Annotated in this window: 16 protein-coding genes and 1 pseudogene; 13 read left to right on the top strand and 4 right to left on the bottom strand. The window is 69.8% G+C overall.

From position 1 onward, the window contains the following. Nucleotides 1-384 precede the first annotated feature (384 nt). The 6 genes from ACFYY1_RS42105 to ACFYY1_RS42080 all read left to right on the top strand — a co-directional run bounded on the left by ACFYY1_RS42105 (nt 385) and on the right by ACFYY1_RS42080 (nt 8,427). On the top strand, nt 385-1,077 hold the full coding sequence (locus ACFYY1_RS42105) for a hypothetical protein (protein WP_388595313.1): 693 nt from the start codon (nt 385-387) through the stop codon (nt 1,075-1,077). A 236-nt stretch (nt 1,078-1,313) separates the two neighbouring features. Beyond that, the gene (locus ACFYY1_RS42100) at nt 1,314-1,886 is read left to right on the top strand and encodes an IS6 family transposase (RefSeq protein WP_388595311.1); all 573 of its coding nucleotides are present in this window, start codon (nt 1,314-1,316) and stop codon (nt 1,884-1,886) included. A 259-nt stretch (nt 1,887-2,145) separates the two neighbouring features. Continuing rightward, entirely contained in the window at nt 2,146-2,751 is a 606-nt protein-coding gene (locus ACFYY1_RS42095) for a DJ-1/PfpI family protein (protein ID WP_388595309.1), read from the top strand. Then, the gene (locus tag ACFYY1_RS42090) at nt 2,748-3,200 is read left to right on the top strand and encodes a MarR family winged helix-turn-helix transcriptional regulator (protein WP_388595307.1); all 453 of its coding nucleotides are present in this window, start codon (nt 2,748-2,750) and stop codon (nt 3,198-3,200) included. The genes ACFYY1_RS42095 and ACFYY1_RS42090 overlap by 4 nt, the downstream gene beginning before the upstream one ends. 442 nt (nt 3,201-3,642) lie before the next feature. Then, nucleotides 3,643-6,525, top strand: coding sequence for an AAA family ATPase (locus ACFYY1_RS42085; RefSeq protein WP_388595305.1), 2,883 nt, complete (start codon nt 3,643-3,645; stop codon nt 6,523-6,525). Nucleotides 6,526-6,687: 162 nt separating this feature from the next. Continuing rightward, nucleotides 6,688-8,427 (top strand): SMI1/KNR4 family protein, encoded by a 1,740-nt coding sequence (locus ACFYY1_RS42080; protein WP_388595304.1) that lies wholly within the window; start codon nt 6,688-6,690, stop codon nt 8,425-8,427. Nucleotides 8,428-8,739: 312 nt separating this feature from the next. On the opposite strand, the gene ACFYY1_RS42075 is transcribed toward ACFYY1_RS42080, so the two are convergent. Continuing rightward, nucleotides 8,740-9,450: a hypothetical protein gene (locus ACFYY1_RS42075; protein WP_388595302.1), complete on the bottom strand. Its 711-nt coding sequence runs from the start codon at nt 9,448-9,450 to the stop codon at nt 8,740-8,742. 442 nt (nt 9,451-9,892) lie between these two features. On the opposite strand from ACFYY1_RS42075, the gene ACFYY1_RS42070 reads away from it, so the two are divergent. The 3 genes from ACFYY1_RS42070 (at nt 9,893) to ACFYY1_RS42060 (ending at nt 12,790) form a co-directional block, all read left to right on the top strand. Then, nucleotides 9,893-11,200 carry an ankyrin repeat domain-containing protein gene (locus ACFYY1_RS42070; protein ID WP_388595300.1) on the top strand — a complete coding sequence of 436 codons (1,308 nt, stop codon included), beginning with the start codon at nt 9,893-9,895 and terminating at the stop codon, nt 11,198-11,200. A gap of 410 nt (nt 11,201-11,610) precedes the next feature. Beyond that, nucleotides 11,611-11,772, top strand: a complete 162-nt coding sequence (locus ACFYY1_RS42065) for a hypothetical protein (protein ID WP_383725552.1) — start codon at nt 11,611-11,613, stop codon at nt 11,770-11,772. 274 nt (nt 11,773-12,046) lie between these two features. Further along, a complete protein-coding gene (locus tag ACFYY1_RS42060; protein WP_388595298.1) occupies nt 12,047-12,790 on the top strand; it encodes a hypothetical protein in 744 nt (247 codons plus the stop codon). A gap of 29 nt (nt 12,791-12,819) precedes the next feature. On the opposite strand, the pseudogene ACFYY1_RS42055 reads toward ACFYY1_RS42060, so the two are convergent. Continuing rightward, nucleotides 12,820-12,903: pseudogene (locus ACFYY1_RS42055) on the bottom strand (Appr-1-p processing protein); the annotation flags it as partial. Between ACFYY1_RS42055 and ACFYY1_RS42050 the strand changes: the two are divergent. The 4 genes from ACFYY1_RS42050 to ACFYY1_RS42035 all read left to right on the top strand — a co-directional run bounded on the left by ACFYY1_RS42050 (nt 12,875) and on the right by ACFYY1_RS42035 (nt 15,689). Beyond that, nucleotides 12,875-13,171 carry an alpha/beta hydrolase gene (locus tag ACFYY1_RS42050; RefSeq protein WP_388595296.1) on the top strand — a complete coding sequence of 99 codons (297 nt, stop codon included), beginning with the start codon at nt 12,875-12,877 and terminating at the stop codon, nt 13,169-13,171. The pseudogene ACFYY1_RS42055 and the gene ACFYY1_RS42050 sit on opposite strands and share 29 nt — an antisense overlap. 1,111 nt (nt 13,172-14,282) lie before the next feature. Further along, nucleotides 14,283-15,110: a PhzF family phenazine biosynthesis protein gene (locus ACFYY1_RS42045; protein WP_383726714.1), complete on the top strand. Its 828-nt coding sequence runs from the start codon at nt 14,283-14,285 to the stop codon at nt 15,108-15,110. Between the two features lie 56 nt (nt 15,111-15,166). Continuing rightward, complete coding sequence (locus tag ACFYY1_RS42040) at nt 15,167-15,316, top strand: hypothetical protein (RefSeq protein WP_383726713.1); 150 nt, start codon at nt 15,167-15,169, stop codon at nt 15,314-15,316. A 52-nt stretch (nt 15,317-15,368) separates the two neighbouring features. Next, nucleotides 15,369-15,689, top strand: coding sequence for a hypothetical protein (locus tag ACFYY1_RS42035; RefSeq protein ID WP_388595294.1), 321 nt, complete (start codon nt 15,369-15,371; stop codon nt 15,687-15,689). Nucleotides 15,690-15,738: 49 nt separating this feature from the next. On the opposite strand, the gene ACFYY1_RS42030 is transcribed toward ACFYY1_RS42035, so the two are convergent. Together ACFYY1_RS42030 and ACFYY1_RS42025 are read right to left on the bottom strand one after the other, a co-directional pair. Then, nucleotides 15,739-16,248: a helicase associated domain-containing protein gene (locus ACFYY1_RS42030; protein WP_388595292.1), complete on the bottom strand. Its 510-nt coding sequence runs from the start codon at nt 16,246-16,248 to the stop codon at nt 15,739-15,741. A gap of 20 nt (nt 16,249-16,268) precedes the next feature. Continuing rightward, on the bottom strand, nt 16,269-16,713 hold a 445-nt coding region (locus ACFYY1_RS42025; RefSeq protein ID WP_388595291.1), incomplete at its 5' end, for a helicase associated domain-containing protein.

The following is a 16,713-nucleotide window of genomic DNA, read 5'->3' as shown; positions in this document are numbered from 1 at the left end:
TGTACCGCTTCGTGTACTTGCTTCCCACCTGGTGCTACTTCCTCTGGAACCTCACGTCCCAGTCTCCAGGTGTCCACGATCAAGGGGAAGGTTCAGTTGGGCGTTTTGGACAGGTCCTGGTGAGGCGGGGCAGCTGTTACGGACTGCGATTGTGACTACAGGTGCGGTTGTGCCTCCAGACCCGGTGGTGTCGGTAGAAGTACCTATTGCGCTACGGCATTTCGCCGTGGAGTGTCGGGCCGGAGCGGGCGTGTCAGCAGGGGTGTTTACCATGCCGGTGCGCCCTCGAAGAGGTCAGCTCAGCAGCTTGCCATCTGACAGATGCACTTCGACAGAACTCGGCGCCAATCACACGAGGAGAGTGTCCTGGTCATGATTGCCCACGTGCGTAGCTACAAGAAGAATCAGGTCTCCCAGGCCGAGGTCATCACGGCAATCGGCCGGTTCCGCAGCGACTACAAGATCAAGCGTGTGACCGCGGCGCTCGACGAGATCGACGACTACACCGCCGATGTCTGGTTTGTCGATGGCGACCTGCACATAACCGGCGACCTCGACCTGGCAGACGAGAGCGTTTACCTCTTGGTCGTGCTCGGCGATCTGGTCGTCGACGGCGCGTACGGCGATGCCGACTATCCCGAGTCCTTTTTGCTGGTGACCGGCAACATGCGGGCACGCGACGTGGTGACCGGCGGCTGGCTCGAGGTCCACGGCGACCTGAGCACCGATCGGCTCATCGGTGATTACAACGACTGTGGCGCCTACATCGGCGGCGACGTCCATGCCCGGCTCTTCTACGGCGAAACCCATCACTTCACCATCGGTGGCGCGCTCATCGTCAACGCGGTGATCGGTGAGCCGAGCCTGGAGATCGCGACCCGACCGGCCGCCGTGATCGACATAGATGACCTCCGCATGCTGGAGCATTTCGACCGCGACCTGCTGCGCGTGTTCGACGACCATGACGACAACGGCAACGCGATCACCTACGTGGACGGTTTCGATGACTTCCGTGAGCTGAAGCGGCGCGTCAACGCAGGTCTACCGCTCCGCGCTGCTGAAATACGCGACAACTGAGCCTTCACCGCCGAACCGGATGGGGCCAGGCTTGTTCGCCACCAGGTCCCGGCCGCGTCGACCATCGTCCGGCATGCCACCGCGTCTTCCGGTGACCACTCCTGCCACGCTGCGAAGTTGTCGTGCTGGCCCCCCGCTGACCACGTCCCGCACGGTACGCCCCCGGGGGCTGCCGCGTGGCCGACACCCCAGGGGCGTGCCAACGTCGGCGTTTCAAGGGCGGTGGTGGGTCGGGTGTGCCAGCGCGCTGGTGCGCGAAGTTCGGGCAGGCCTACGCCAACGGCCTGCGCTGGAGGCGGCCTCGCCCCGGGGCCAAATGGCACCTGGACGAGGCCTTCATCAAGATCAACGGCGAGCTGAAGTACCTGTGGCGGGCCATCGACGCCGACGGCAACATGCTCGACATCCTTCTCCGGAACCAGCGGGACAAGGCCGCGGCCCGGCGCTTCTTCCGCCGCCTGCTGAAGACGACCCGCTCGGTACCGCGGGTGGTGGTCACCGACAAGCTCCGTTCCTACGGGGCGGCCCACCGCGAGGTCATGCCCTCCGTGGAACACCGCTCTCACAAGGGCCTCAACAACCGGGCCGAGAACAGCCACCAGCCCACCCGGCAGCGAGAACGCGCCATGAAAGGCTTCCGTAGCGTCGGCGGAGCCCAGCAGTTCCTGGCCGTGTTCAGCGGCATCTCACCCCACTTCCGACCACGCCGCCACCTGATGACCGTCGCCCACTACCGCACCGAGATGACCACCCGCTTCGCCATCTGGGATCAGATCACCGGCGGCGCCGGCCTGCCTGCCGCGGCCTGAGCACGGAGCCGGAACCCGGCCCCACCACACCCGACACACCGTCAGGCACGCACACACTCAACAACGTGACAGCGCCCGTGGGGCGCTTTGGTGGGCAGGGCGTCGGGTTGTCGGCACACGGGGTCGGCACACGGCCGGACCGCCGGAATAAATTGACAGTAAGCTGTCATGATGACAGCATGTTGTCGTTCTCTCGACGGTCACTCGTGGTCGTCGTCGGAGAGCGAGGCCGATGGGACAGTTCCGCCGAGGAGGCGTCATGACCGACATCCGCAGGACCGTGCACCTGGCCGTGTACGACACCCTCGCCGACTGGGAGACGGGGCACACCACCGCCCATCTCGCGCAGGCCGGTTTCACCGTACGGACGGTCGGCCCCACCACCGGCCCCGTCACCACCATGGGCGGGCTACGCATCCTGCCCGACCTCGCGCTCGCGGACCTGCGCCCCGAGGACAGCGCGCTCCTGGTGCTCCCCGGCGCCGGGCTCTGGGACACCGATGACACGCTCGCCCCCTTCGCCCGGGCGGCGCGCGGCTTCCTGGACGCCGGGGTGCCGGTCGCCGCGATCTGCGGTGCGACGGCGGGCCTGGCCCGCGAGGGTCTGCTCGACGACCGCGCGCACACGAGCGCGGTCTCCTTCTACCTCGCCGCCACGGGGTACAAGGGCGGCGAACGTTACGTCGACGCGGACGCGGTGACGGACGGCGACCTCATCACGGCCGGGCCGACCGAACCGGTCGCGTTCGCCCGCGAGGTCTTCGCACGGCTCGGGGCGTACGAGGGCGAGAAGCTCGACGCCTGGTACCGGCTGTTCCACGACTCGGACCTGGCCGCCTACGAGATCCTGAACGCCGACTCATGAGCCAGGAACCCGCAAACGGGGAACTGCTGAGCCGCACCGCGCTCGGCGTCTTCCGGCTCAACGGCCAATTCCTCTCCGTCTCGGAGCGATTGGCCAAGCCCGCCGGACTCACCGCCTCCTGGTGGCAGGTCCTCGGGGCCGTGCTCCGCGAGCCCCTGCCCGCCTCCGGGATCGCCCGCGCCATGGGCATGACCCGGCAGGGCGTGCAGCGCGTCGCCGACCTGCTGGTCGGCAAGGGCCTCGCCGAGTACGCGCCCAACCCCGCCCACCGCCGCGCCAAGCTACTGCGCCCCACCGACGAGGGGCGCGCCGCGGTCCGGCGCATCGATCCCGGCCACGCCGCGCTCGCCGCCCGGCTCGCCGCCGAGCTGGGCAAGGAGCAATTCGAGGAGACCGTACGGATGTTGGAGCAGCTGTCCGCTGCCATGGATGCCGTCGCCGAGGCGTAGGCACACCTTCGCCCAGCCTCCGTGCCCCGAAGACCCGCCCGTCCCAAGGCGGGTCTTGCACGTGTGGCAAATCCGTTAGTGATCACTGGATAGGTGACGTGCTGCCCTGGCCTAGGCCAGGGCACCGACAGCAGGCCTCATATCAGGAGCGGTTAGGTATTACTACGGAGCTGTCGGGGTGTCCCGTAGCGACTGGTCAGCAGTGTGACGCGCTGCCCGTACGTCGGTCACCATGCGCCCCTGACCGGCGCGGGCCGGGCCCGCCACGAAGGGACAGCATTGTCGTACTCGTGCTGTAGAACGCTGTCTGACAGCGACATTCGCCCAGCTCCGTGTCGTAGCAGCCACCGGGGCCCTGGCGTGCCGTGGCGGCGTTCCGAGGGAGATCGTGGTGGTTGAGTTGTACAGGGGGCCGGGCAGGTGCACGAACAGCGTGCCGTTCGTGAGCAGGTCGGCCGAGCTCCGCCGGCTCGACGCAGCCCTGCAGCACATGGGAGCCGGTGGTCCGGCCCTCGTTGACGTCACCGGTGAGGCCGGTATTGGCAAGAGCCGGTTGCTGGCGGAGTTCAGTTCGCTCGCCCGCCGCCGCGGGGCGGCCGTGTTGCGCGGCCGGGCCACCGAGTTCGAACGGCACAGTCCGTTCCAGCCGTTCGTCGACGCGTTCGCCGACCTCGATCAGGGGGTGCTCAGAGTGTTCCCGTCGCTGCGGGAGCTCCCTCTGGTGCTGCGGGGGAGGGCCGAGCCCTCGGGCGAGCTGTGGAACAGGGACCGTTTCGGCCTCTACCGGGCCACCGCGGACGCACTGCGCCGCATCCGGGGCGCGCGGCTCGTCGTGGTCCTCGACGACCTGCACTGGGCGGACCCGGCGTCCCTGGAACTCGTCGACCACCTCGTGCGGCACCCCGTGAAGGCCCCCTTCCTGCTCGTCGTGTCGCGCCGTGACCGTCAGGCCCCGGCGGCGCTCACCACGGCGCTGGCGCGCGGGGCCGATACCGGCGCGGTGCTGCGGATCTCTCTCGGCCCGCTCGACGAACGGGAATGCGTCGAGGAACTGGCCCGCGACCTGCCGCAGCAGCGGGCGGCCGAGATGTACGCCGCGAGCGAGGGCAACCCGCTGTACTTCCTGGCGCTCCTGACGGCACATCGCGCCGCCCGGCTGCCCGGGCCCCCGGTCCGGGACGGTGGTCCGCCCGCAGGCCTGGAAGCACTGCTGCTCGACGAGCTCGCCCCTCTGGACCCACTGGAGCGCGGCACCATGGAAGCCGCCGCCGTGCTCGGCGACCATGCCACGGCCGACCTTATCGCCGCTCTCACCGGCTCACCCGTTCCCGACGTCGTCGAGGCCCTGCGCGGGGTGATGCGCCGCGATCTGATCCGTACGGACCAGGCCGGACGCCGTCTGGCACTGCGCCACCCGCTGATCCGGGCGCTGGTCCACGACACTACCGACCCCTGGCGGCGGCAGGAGCTCCACCGCAGGGCGGCGGCCGAACTGGCCGAGGCCGGCGCACCCCTCACCGAGCGGGCGCACCACATCGAGCGTTCACTGACCGGCTGGGACCCGGAGGCCGCCGCAGTCCTGACCAGCGCCGCCGAACAGACCGCCGTGACGGCCCCGGCCGCCTCGGCCCACTGGCTCGATGTCGTTCTCGCGATCCTGCCCAACACCCCCGGACACCTCGACAAACGCCGTGAGCTGATGCTGATGCGCGCCGGAGCGCTCGGCACGACCGGGGCGCTGTGGGAGAGCAGAGACCTCTTCCACCGAGTGATCGACATGCCCGCCGGCAACAAGGACGGCGAGGACGCGCTCCGTACCTCCGCGGTCGTGCAGTGCGCCGTCATGGAGCGTCAGCTCGGGCGCTACGCCGAGGCCGACGCGCTGCTGCGCCGCGAACTGGACCGGAGGCCCGGGCCGTCACCGTCCCAGCGGATCGGTCTCGTCATCGAATGGTGCTGCCGCGCGCAGTTCGTCGCCCGCTTCCCCGACGTACGGGAAGAACTGGCCGAGGCGTTGCGCGGCGCCCGCGATCTGGGTGACGGACTCGGCGAGATGGGCGCCCTGACGCTGGCCGCCATGAGCGAGGCGTACGAGGGTGACACGGCCGAGGCCCGTCGGCTCGCCCGGACCACGGCGGGGCTGGCGGACGCGCTCACCGACGGCGACCTCGCCGGGCTGTGCGAGCCCCTGGTCAGACTGGCCTGGACCGAGGTGATGCTCGACCGGTACACGGACGCCGAGCGGCACAGCGACCGCGGTGCGGAGATCGCCCGGCGGACCGGCCGGTTCTACGTCCTGTCGCAGCTCCTGCTGTGCAAGGCGTACGCCCACTTCCTGACCTGCAGGGTCACCACGGCGCTGGAGCTGGCCGACGAGGCCGCGGCCATCGCCCGTGCCCTGGGCAGCGGCGAACTGCTCGGCTTCACCCTCGCGATCCGGTCCCTGTTCCTCATGCAGGCCCGCCCGCCGGGCGATCCGGACGTCCTGGCCGCCGCGGAGGAGGCGGCGGCAGCGGCGGAGGGCACGGGCGAGAGCTGGTGGTCCACGCTGGCACGGTCCCTGCTCGCCTTCGCCGCGATGGGCGCCGGCGACCCGCACCGGACACGGGACATCCTGCTGGAGACGGGCGGGAGCAGGGACCTGCCCCGGATTCAGCCCTCCCTCCTCCCGGAGTTCCTGGAACTGCTCGTCGCCGCCGCCTTGGCCGTCGGCGAGACGGAAGAAGCCGAACACGCGGCCGAACGTGCCCTCAAAGAGGCCGAACAGCTCGACCTGCCGACCCGGCGGGCAGCGGCGCTGCGCGCCCTCGGCCGGATCGAGGCGCACCGCGGGGACCCGGTCGCGGCTGCACGGGCGTTCGCCGGAGCCGCCCGGGAGAGCGCGCTGTCCGGGGCGACCCTCCGGGAGGCCCAGAGCCTGCTGCTCGGCGCCGCGTTCACCAGGGCCGCCGGTGACGGCGCCGGCGCGGCCGCCATGTGGCGCCGTGCCCGTCGGCAGGCTGCCGAGGGCGGGGCCACGCTGTTGGTCGCCCTGGCCGACCAGCAGCGCCCGGAGGTGCTGGGTGACACGGACGGGTCGGCGGAGCCGTCCGGACCGGCCGCAGGGCTGGCCCAGCTGACCTCGCGGGAACGGGAGATAGCGGAACTGGTCGCAGAGGGTCTCACCAACCAGGCCGTGGCCTCCCGGCTCTTCCTCAGTCCGCGCACGGTCGAGAGCCACATTGCCCGCGTCTACCGCAAGACGGGCGTTCCGTCCCGCGCGGCCCTCGCCACCCTGGTGGCCCGCCACACGGTTACGGCACCAGGCACGCCGCCGCCCTCGTGACCAGTGCCGTCGGCCGGACCCGGACCGGGACGCCCCTCGGCCGAGCGTCCCGGAGGGCCTCCGTGCCGTGGAGTGCGGGTCGAGTTGCGTAGTTTCACTGAACCTCGCTCGACAGAGGACGGGCGACGGGACGTCGGATTGCCATCCGACCAGACTGTCAGTGTGGGTACGGGAAACCAGTTCGATTGCTGCGGACTGCTGTGGGAGGAACGTGTGGCCGGTGACGTGGTGTGGACCGAGGAGCAGCGCGGCAGGGTGTATTCCACCCGGGCGCGGGTCAATCCGGACCATCTGACCGAGGGGCTCGACCGGGGGCCGTGCTGGCTGGCGGCGGTGCCGCCGTTCGACGCCGCGGGCTGCTTCGTTGAGGCGCGTGACAAGAGCCGTCACGCCAAGGACCAAGGCTGGGAGTACGCGGTCCACGAGGTGGAGGAGGGGGCGCGGCACGCGGCGCCTTCGATGGCCGCGCTCGGGCTGAGGGCGGCGGCGCTGTACCGCAGCGGTGAGCTTCCGGACGTGCTTGACCTGGACGTGGAAGTGGCCATGGTGGAGCTGCAGTTGCAGGCGTCGTGGGACGCGGTGCCGTTCTGGCTGGCGGCCGAGGGCGCCGTATGGACGCTGCGCGCGATGCTGCGGCTGCATGAACTGGCCCACAACGAGCACGAGGTCCACTGCGACCCGGGGTTGGAGCGGAGCGGGACCTGGCTCATCGAGACCACCGCACATGTCTCGTTCCAGGTAGCCGAGTGCGAATCGAGCTGGCGGCTGCTGCGGGGTGTGCTCGCGGTGGCCGACGAGGCGGACCACCATGCGGCGCGCGCGGTCGCGGCAGCCGCGTTCGACGCGGCGCCGGTGCCGGTGAAGGCGGCGCTGTCCTTCGTGTTCCCCGATGAACGGGAGTGGGCCGACCGGGCGGCCGAGGACTGCCTCGCCCAGGGAGGTGGCGGTGACAAGGTGGTGCGGATGCTGGTCACCACCGCCGGTGTCGACTGGGGCGAGCGGCTCGTCGAACGGCAGCCGGGCTGTCTGGACGAGGCGACCCTGCTGACCCTGCTGGCACAGGAAGGGACGGGCGCCGCTCCCGTCCTGGACGCGGCGATGCGCCATGCCCGCGGCAACAACGAGCGGCTGGTGTTCGCCCGCCATCTCGCCATGATCCGCACCCAGGACGCGGCGGAGCGGCTGGCGGCCTGGCGGGGCAACCGCAGGCTCGCCCCGCTGATCGAGGACTACTTCCGGCAGGCGCCCCACCTGGAGCCCTCGCCGTCCGGGGCGTCAGAGCTCCGCATACCGGCCGGGGACGCGACCGCCGCCGGACTGACCGGACTCTTCGAGGAGTACCGCACCTGGTATCGCGAGCACTGGGTGCCCAAGCTTCTCGACGACCACGGATGGGAAGAGGAGAAGCTGGACGCGGAGGCCTGGCTCGATCCGACCGGCGACCTCAGCCCGGTCAGCGAGGACGACATCGCCGCCCTCGAAGCGCGGTTCGGGCCGCTTCCGGCCGACTACCGGGCCTTTCTGCGCGTGATCGGCACCGGAACGCTGCTCCAGCCTATGAAAGCGATGCCCGGTGCCGCCCTGGAGCCGACAACACAGAACTTCATCCATCCCGCGGACATTCCGGGGGCGCACACGCTCTACACCCGCTGGCTGCACGACGGCTGGCACGAGGAGAACGCGGGCGTCGTGGATATGACGAGGATGATGCCGGTAATGGGCCATGACGGGTACGCGAACTTCGTTCTGCTCTCGCTCCAGCACGAGGGCGACGACCGCGTCCACGTCTGGTACCACGACGAGGAGCCGGACCGGATGGACGGCGGCGTGCCCTTCGTGGAGTTCCTGCGCAGGATGATCGACAGCGCCCGGCGTGAGGAGCCGTTTCCCGGGGGGATGTGACTGCGCCCGCGGCCGACTGACAGTCGTCCTCGCTGCGGGGCTCGCGCAGGCCGCCCCGCGCGGAGCTGCGCGCCGACCTGTCGGTCCTGCGAGCGTCGGCTGCCCCGAGGGCGGCGTGCGCTGACCTTCGGCACAAGGGGTCGTGGAGAACCGCCGGGCGCTCCGGACCGACATGGGGCCGCAGCCGCCCGGGGGATTGCGGCGGCCCTGGGGGGCTGAGGTGGGCCCGGCGGCTCGGAGGGGGGCCTGGCATGTGCCGTCCGGCGTGGGCATCCGTGGAACTGTCCAACCTGGTACGGAAGTCCGGTGCCGTCACCGGGAGCCTGTCATGCGGAGGCGCGGCGCAGCGCCAGGCGTGCGGGAAAGCTCTCCTCCACCCCCGGCAGGAACAGTTCCTCCCCGGCGAAGGCGGCCTCGACCGCCGCGGGAACGGACAGTCTGGGGGGGGTAGTTCTCGCGGTGGTCGAGCAACTCCGGGCGGAAGAAGGGGGAGTCGTCTCCCAAGCCGTCGTTGACGATGTCGGGGCAGAGTTGATCCAACCTGTGGGCGTAGACGAGCGCACGGATGCCTTTGTCCGCGCAGACCTCGGCGTATGAGCCCAGGATCAGGGTGCGTGCGTGGAGCTCGCCCTCGACGGTGAGCATGGCGTTGCGGTCTCCGAGTTGCCCAAGACAGGCACCGCTGACGCGGACGTCGCCACCGACGAACACACGGATGTTGTTGGCGAAGTACAGCAAGGGGGCGTTCAGGCTCCCGGTCACGATCACGAGCCCCGGGGTGTAGTCGCACGTCACGAATTCCACGGGGGCGGTGGACGTGAGGTCGCCGTCCACCACCACGAAATACGGGCCGTCGCCGGTGTCGACCGGCTGCGTCGTCGTGCATCCAGAGGGGTAGAGCCGCACCGTCGGCGGTGCGCCCCAGTACTCGAACGCCTCCAGCGCCCAGGACCACTCGCGGCCGGGAAACTGTTCGAGGATCTCCGGAATTGAACTGACCTGACCTTCTTTGTCGAGCCGCACGGCTTCCTTCTCCTTCGTGATAGGGCGGGCCTGTGGTGCCGGGCCCATCCGAGCATGGCGCCGTCTCTCCCCGGTGCGTCTCGACCGGCGCCGATGTCAGTAGAACTACGCACTCGGCCACGGAAACCGCCAGAACCGCCCTGCTCATGACCAACGGCCTGGTCATATGTACTACGTCCAGCCAGGTCCGGTGTCCGGCCTGCCGGGATCCGTTGTCAGTACGCCGTTCAGGAGTCCTCACCATGAACAAAGTCATGAGGGAATCCCTTTTTGCTGCTGTCGCGCCTGATCGTGGCGGTGACCCCGCCGAGGGTGCCGCACTGGTTCGTTCACTGAATGCGGACGGGCGGATGCCTCGACGCGTGACGAGGACGGCGCCACCGCGTTGCACCGGGCGGTGTAGGCCCCGTACAGCGCCGACGACCCGCTGCCTTCCCTTGCGGTGATACGGGCGCTGCTGGAGTGCGGCGCCGATGTGCACGCCGTCGACAACCACGGTGTCACCCCCGCCGTGTGGGCCGTGGCCTTGAACGACTCCGACCCGGCGGCCGTGGTGCGGCGTTCCGTGGAGGTGCTGGCCCTGCTCGTCAAGCACGGCGCCCGGCTGGACGGCAAGATCCGCTCCACCTCTGGCGGGTCCCTCGCCCACGAGAGCTGCGCAGCCGTGCCGCTCTACGCCTTCCTGCTCGGCCATGGCGCACCGACCGACGTGGTCGACGATCGCGGAGACACTCCGCTGCACGCGACCGTCCGTTCGGCGCGACCGGGGCTGGTGAAGCTGCTGCTGGAGCACGGCGCCGACAACGCCGCGGTCAACGGCCTCGGCCGGACTCCGCTGGGGATCGCGTTGCGTCTGCCGGAGTACAGCATGGAGCAGCGGCAGGCACGGTCGGAGATCGTGGCTCTGCTGGAGGCTGCGGGTGCCCCGGCGCATGTGCGGTATCCCGTGGTGGAGGGCGGGCCGCTGCCCATCGACATGGAGGCGCTGCGGCAAGCGGCCGGGGTGATGCGGGCCGAGCTGTCCGAGGTGTGTGAGGCCGCCGGGATCCCGGACGACAGCGGCTGGCTCACCAGGCGGGTGGAGCCGGACTTCGACAGCTACCAGGACTTCGTGGCCGGACTGGGCGCCGGCTGCGATCCCGACCATCTGCCGCATCTTCCCGAGCTGTGCGCCAGGGTGCTCGGCGGGACGGGTGCGACGCGCACCCTGGCCGGCGACCAGTCGGTGGACACGCCGTTCTTCCATCACGGCGACCTGGTGGTGAAGGGCGACCTGGATGTGGTGGCCCCCTTCGTGGTCACCGGCTCCCTGGCGGTGGAAGGCGTGCTGGCGGACGCCGGCCCCGATTCGGTGGTGGCCATCCGCGGCAGGGTGACGGCCCGAGGGGTGTTCACCGACGGCGAGATGTCCGTCGACGGAGACATCGAGGCCGACGTCGTCTACGGCTACTACAACGACAACACGCTCCAGGCGGGCACCATCCGCGCCCGCCTGGTCATCGAGGACGAGCACGCGACGATCGCCTCGGTGGAAGCGGATCTCCACTTCGACCTGGACGACTTCCAGCAGGGACACGGCGACGGCGTCCAGGAGCAGTCGCGCGAGCTGCTGGTGGACGAGGTCTTCGCCGTCGACGAGGACGAGGATGAGGACGAGGGCAAGGAAAAGATGGACCGGGGTTTGCTGTTCGCCCGGCTCCGCGAGGGTCTGCCAGTGTTCCGTACGGACGTGCAAGCCGAGGCCCACTGAGCGCATGTACCCGTCGGCCTGGCGGCCTGCCCCAGCCAACCGCGCCTCGCACTGCTGCTTCCTGTGACCGGAAGGCGCTGAGGGCGATGTCGGACGGCACCGCCCTCCTAGGCGCGCCTGCTAAGCGAACCACCTTCCTGGCACTGCCCGTTCCTTCCTGAGGCACTGACGTTCTGTGCGCGCGTCCAGACACGGTCTCTTCCCTTCAGCGTTGCCAGGAGTGCCTCGTACCTGTGTTGCTTCTCCTTGCCCTCGGACGGTTCCTAGACCCGTACTTCGCGGGTTGTTGATGCGTATGGTGTGACCGGTCAGGGGGTGTCCCGGGCCGGTGGTGTGGCGTTGGGTGGGGTGTGTCGAAGTCTTCCCGGTCCCCGCGGCCACGGTCCCAGCGTCAGCGCTGTGAAGTAGCGGTGACCTCCGTGGTGGAGGAACGTCTGGGCGCTCTGCCTGTCGTTTCCGAGTTCACTCGTCGGCTGGATCTGTCCGGGATTGTCGATGAGGTGTGTCCGGGCGGTGCAAGCGCGCTGGTGACGCACGTGCAGGTGATCGAGGGCTGGTGGCCAATCGGCTGACCGCGCCCGCACCGTTGGTGCGGGTCGGGGACTGGGCCCGCACCTGGGCGGTGGAGGAGGAGGTCTTCGTCCGGGGCGAGCTGGACGCCGAACGCACGCCTTCGCACTGGCCGGATTATGTGATCGTCGACGGGGCCTCGTCATCGGCGGCGCGCTCGGCTGGCGGGAGGGCGACGGCTGACGGCGTGACGGGAGGAGGTGCCTGTGACAGTCGGCCTTGCCTGCCTCGTCCGCGTCGGGCCGGTTGTCAGTGCAGGACACTACCCTGCACCGCATGGCAGTTGACCCCGTTGAACCGATGAAGAGCGGTCCCGATTGGCGGGGCGCGGAAGGCGGTCGGGAGTTGCCGACCGCCACCCGGGGTGTCGGGCAGATCCTCACCGATCTGAATCACCACGACGGTGGTCCCGACGCGTTCTGGCGGCTGCTGGAGCGCGGCACCGAGGTGCGCAGTGATTATGGCTCAGCCCGGCGCCTGACGGGTGATCAGGAGCTGTGGGAGCCGCTGCTCCACCAGGGCGACCTCGTCGTTACCGGCCATCTGTATGTGCCGACGGCGATCGTGGTCACCGGCTCGCTCACCGTCGGCGGCTGCCTGTACGACCGCGAGGACGGCTCCCGGATCGTCGTCGGCGGGAACCTGACGGCGCGCGTGGTGTTCAGTGCTGGCGACCTGCTGGTCCGGGGCGATCTCGGAGCGGACATCGTCTCCTGCGTCTGCCTCGACCCCCGTACGACCGCCGCGGGCACCGTCCGGGCGCGGCTGGTCCTGGAGGAGGACCCGGGGGATCGCGGGGCTGCCACGGTGGACGCCGGCATCCACCTCGACTACGACACCTACCGCCTGGGATGGGACGAGCGGGAGGGCCTGCGGGAGGAGCTGCGCGCGCTGCTGGTGGACGAGGTCTTCACCAAGGACGACGACAGCGACGGCGATGACGAGTTGCGCCTGGACCGGTACGAGCTGTTCGACCGGCTGCTGGCGGGGAAACCGGTGTTCCACGACGACGTCCGCTGACCGGCCCGCCGCCCCGGTGGGTACGGCGCATCGGTGACTAGGGGTTCCACGTGGTCCCAGGTGCCGCTGGCCAGGCCGCAGCCGATGCGGGGCATGTGCACCGAGGCGTGCAGTGGTCTAGGCCCGGACGACCTCAGCGGGCTGCCGCCCACATACCTGGACGTCGGCGACCTCGACCTCTTCCGCGACGAAGACATCGCCTACGCCAACCGGCTCATGCAAGCAGGCGTCCCCGTAGAACTCCACGTCTACCCCGGCGGCATCCACGCCAGCGAACTGCTCGCCCCCGACGCCGAGCTCAGCGCCCGCATCACCCACTACCGCATGACCGCACTCAACCGGGCCCTGAACCCGTCCCCGGCAGCGGGCGGACGCCTGTAGCCCAACCGATATCGGGTCGAACCGCGCTCCGTACCACTGTCGTGTCAGTCTGCTGGCCGTCGGGCACCAAAGAACGGCTCCATTCCACAGAAAATGAGCCAGAGCCTGACGAGGCGCAGCGTTTCTCGGGCAGTTCGGGAGGTGCGCACGCACTCCAGCGGGCCCGAGTACCGACGAGTACGGAAAGCCCCTCCCCAGGCCGGCGCGACTCAGGCCTCGTTCGCGACGGAGGTTCCACAAGACCGCCTCGCCGACCGCAGCAGTGACGGTTGCATCACGGGCGGAACTGTTCGTTGCCCAGCATTCGTCCGTGGTCGGCGGGCGCGCGTCTGCGATTCCGATGACGTCGTGAAGCAGTTCACCGGGCCTGGCTGCATCCTGTTCAGGGTGTTCAGGTGTTGGTGGTGGGGGTGAGGGGGCTCGTGATGCGCGGCGGCGGGGGGTGGCCCGGCTGGGCGGGGGTTGGGGGAGGGGTTGGAAGGGGAGGGTGCTGTGGTAGCCGGCTGCGTGCGAGTTGGTGTCCGGCCAGGCGGCGGGCGTCGTCGAGGGACGGGGCATCGGGGTCGGTGAGGAGCTGGTTGGTCAGGCCGTCGAGGAATGCCATGGCGATGGTGGCGACGCCGTGGGGGCGCAGTCGTGGAAGTCACCGCGGTCCAGACCGTCTTCGACGGCGGCGACGAGCGGGGTCAGGATGCGGCGGCGTAGCTCACCGCCCGGACGGTCGGTTGCGTGACCTGGCCATGGACGGGTACGTCAGCCCGACGGTGACCGGACGCACCGGAGCGCCGCTCCTCGCGCCTTTCGGGGACCAGGTCGTCGAGATGCACGCGTGGAACCCCGCCGAACACGTGGATCAGCGGCGGTACGGTCCGGGCCGACGGGGTGATGAGGCCGGCGGTGCTGGTGGCCGCGCAGGCCGTACAACAGCAGCCGGCGTCGAAAGCAGTACCGGGAGCATAGGCGGGCGCGGCTGTCAGCCCGTCCCAGCAGATCGGCCAGGCGCCGACCTTCGGCGGGATCGGATAACGAGTGGGACTCAGGACTGAAAAGCAGTCCACTTATCTCGAATTGGACTTGGTTTTGCTGCGACTGGTGCCGCTACGGTCGCGCTATGCGTATCCACGTCGTAGACGCCTTCACCGACCGGCCCTTCTCCGGCAACCCTGCGGGCGTGTGCCTGCTTGATGCCGGAGACTGGCCTGAAGTTGCCTGGATGCAGCGGATTGCTGCCGAGATGAATCACTCGGAGACGGCCTTCGCGCGGCAGCTCCCCGCGGGCGAAGGCGCGGACTGGGAGATCCGCTGGTTCGCTCCGCTCGTCGAGACCAATCTGTGCGGCCATGCCACATTGGCCACGGCACATACGCTGCGGCGGGAGCGAGGGGTTGTCGGCGCGCTGCGTTTCCGCAACCGGTTCAGCGGCATCCTCACCGCGCAGGCACACGAGGACGGCAGCATCACCCTGGACTTTCCAGCTGCGCCCGGCACGGAAGTCCCGGTGCCGGAAGGCTTGCCGGAGGCCCTGGGGGTGAAGCCGGAGGCCGCCTTCCGTACCGGTGCGCTCGGTGACCTGCTGACCGTCCTGCCCGACGAGGCCACCGTCCGGTCTGTGACCCCCGACCTCGACGCGATAGCCGACCTGACCCGCCGTGAGGGCCTACGCGGCGTCATCATCACGGCCCCGGCGCCCGGACCCGGCCTGGAGTATGATTTCGTCTCCCGCTTCTTCTCACCCGCCGAGGGCATCCTCGAGGATCCGGTCACAGGAAGCGCCCACACCGCCCTGGCCCCCTACTGGTCGGCGCGGATCGGCCGCAACGGGCTCACCGGCCTGCAGGCATCCGCGCGCACCGGGCTTGTCAGGACCGCCGTGCTCGGTGACCGCGTCCATCTCACCGGGTACGCGGTCACCATCCTCGACGGAACCCTGCACACGTAACTGACCGATTCCCAGGGATCAGCCACGCTGATGGGACGAGCGAGGCCAATATCGTTGTGTTGGACTCCCTCGGCATCGCACTGGACGTGAAGTCCAACGGCCTGCTGAAGGACTCACCCGATCCGGATCCGTGGCGGCCGGCCCCCGGGATCGCCCCGCAGCCCGGCGATGCGGAGCCGGTGACCTGGCCGCCACGCAGGCGATGACCGGTTCACCTCCGAGCAGGAAGCGGTTGCTTCGAACGGCAGCGGTGTAGGTGTGGCAGAGCGAGCTCACGATCTGGGCCTGGGACATGCGCCCGCTCACGGGGATGCCGAGGTAGCAGGCGAGTTCCAGGGCGAGGGTCTTGGCGCCGGCGGTGGGTGGGATCAGCACGTAGGCGACCTTGCCACCCGCATTTACCAGGTCGGGGAACTGCTCCTCGAAGTCGCCCCCCGCGCCTACCTCTCCGACGACCAGGCCACCGACACCCTCACCCGGTTCTGCAACGACATCGGCATCGACCCCGACCACGCCCTCGTCGCCCGCCGCTACGCACTCACCTCAGACCGCCGCGCCCTCCACGGCACCGTTCTCTGACAGGTGTGGGCACCCTGTGCCCGCCCCTCGCGCGTTCCCCTGCCGCCCCCTACCAGCGCATGCCGAGGTGGTTGAGGTCGGCTCGGCGTTGTTCGGTGAGCCTGTCGGCACGTTTGCGTACGTTGTCGAGCCATGTGCCCAGCCGTACGGTCACAGGCTCCTCAGCGCCGTTCTGACGTCCCACTGCGACACCTCCTTCCAGGTGCTCGACGTGCTTCCGGGGCACCCGCAAGTGCCCCTCACGGGTGTGGTACTGCTGTGCCGCACGCAGGTTGAGGGCCCACATGGTGTCCTGCGTCCGTTTCACCGGCCGTTCTGCTTCCTCGGCGGGCTCGATCCCGAGGACGTTCTCCAGCAGCCACTGCTGCGCGGGCAGGAGCTGCTCCCACCCATGCCGCTGCGCCGCGACCCACCTCCCGAGGTCCTCGCCCTGCACGATCACTTTGCCGACCACCACCGGCAAGACCCCGCCGTCCTGGAGCAGGTTCTGGACGAGCCGGAAGCACCGCTGCCACCCCGTATCCCATACCGGGCACCAGCCCGGATCGATCTCCTCCAACGCTGCGCGCCGTGCCTCGGTCAGCGCGCCCGCACTGGAGGGGACGGGAGGCTGGCCTGCCGCCGCTGCACGATCTGATCCGCGGCCCGGGCTGCGTATCGCTGGTTCTTGACCCAGACCCCGACCGGGTATCCGTCCCAGACCGCGGTCGTGGGAGGCAGCAGGTGCCCGTGCACGGTGGCCCAGGCGCGGGCGGCTGTGAGGCCTTCCTCGAACGCGACGTCCTGATGGGACCAGACCATGCCCAGCCCGGCCAGCTGTTCCACCCGCCCTACATCCAGACACCCCGCCTTGTGGTTTTTCCGCTGGTCGGCGAGCCACGTCCCGAGCGGGAACCCCGCCGGCACCCAGCCGTCCGGGGTGACGTAGCCGTACGGCACCCGCAACTGATCCGTCCCGGTCTCTTTCACGTACCGCACGCATGCCTGGATCCCGCGCCGCCAGAACGTGTTCTCCGGCTCGATG

Source organism: Streptomyces sp. NPDC001890 (genome assembly GCF_042891445.1).
Taxonomy (GTDB): Bacteria; Actinomycetota; Actinomycetes; order Streptomycetales; family Streptomycetaceae; genus Streptomyces.
Note: the sequence above shows the minus strand (reverse complement) of the source record. Positions and strands in the feature narration are given on the sequence as shown.

Excerpts from the sequence above, each read along its gene's own strand:
- ACFYY1_RS42095 (WP_388595309.1), top strand. The coding sequence starts at position 2,146 with ATGACCGACATCCGCAGGACCGTGCACCTGGCCGTGTACGACACCCTC.
- ACFYY1_RS42090 (WP_388595307.1), top strand. The coding sequence starts at position 2,748 with ATGAGCCAGGAACCCGCAAACGGGGAACTGCTGAGCCGCACCGCGCTC.
- ACFYY1_RS42060 (WP_388595298.1), top strand. The coding sequence starts at position 12,047 with ATGGCAGTTGACCCCGTTGAACCGATGAAGAGCGGTCCCGATTGGCGG.
- ACFYY1_RS42050 (WP_388595296.1), top strand. The coding sequence starts at position 12,875 with ATGCGGGGCATGTGCACCGAGGCGTGCAGTGGTCTAGGCCCGGACGAC.
- ACFYY1_RS42045 (WP_383726714.1), top strand. The coding sequence starts at position 14,283 with ATGCGTATCCACGTCGTAGACGCCTTCACCGACCGGCCCTTCTCCGGC.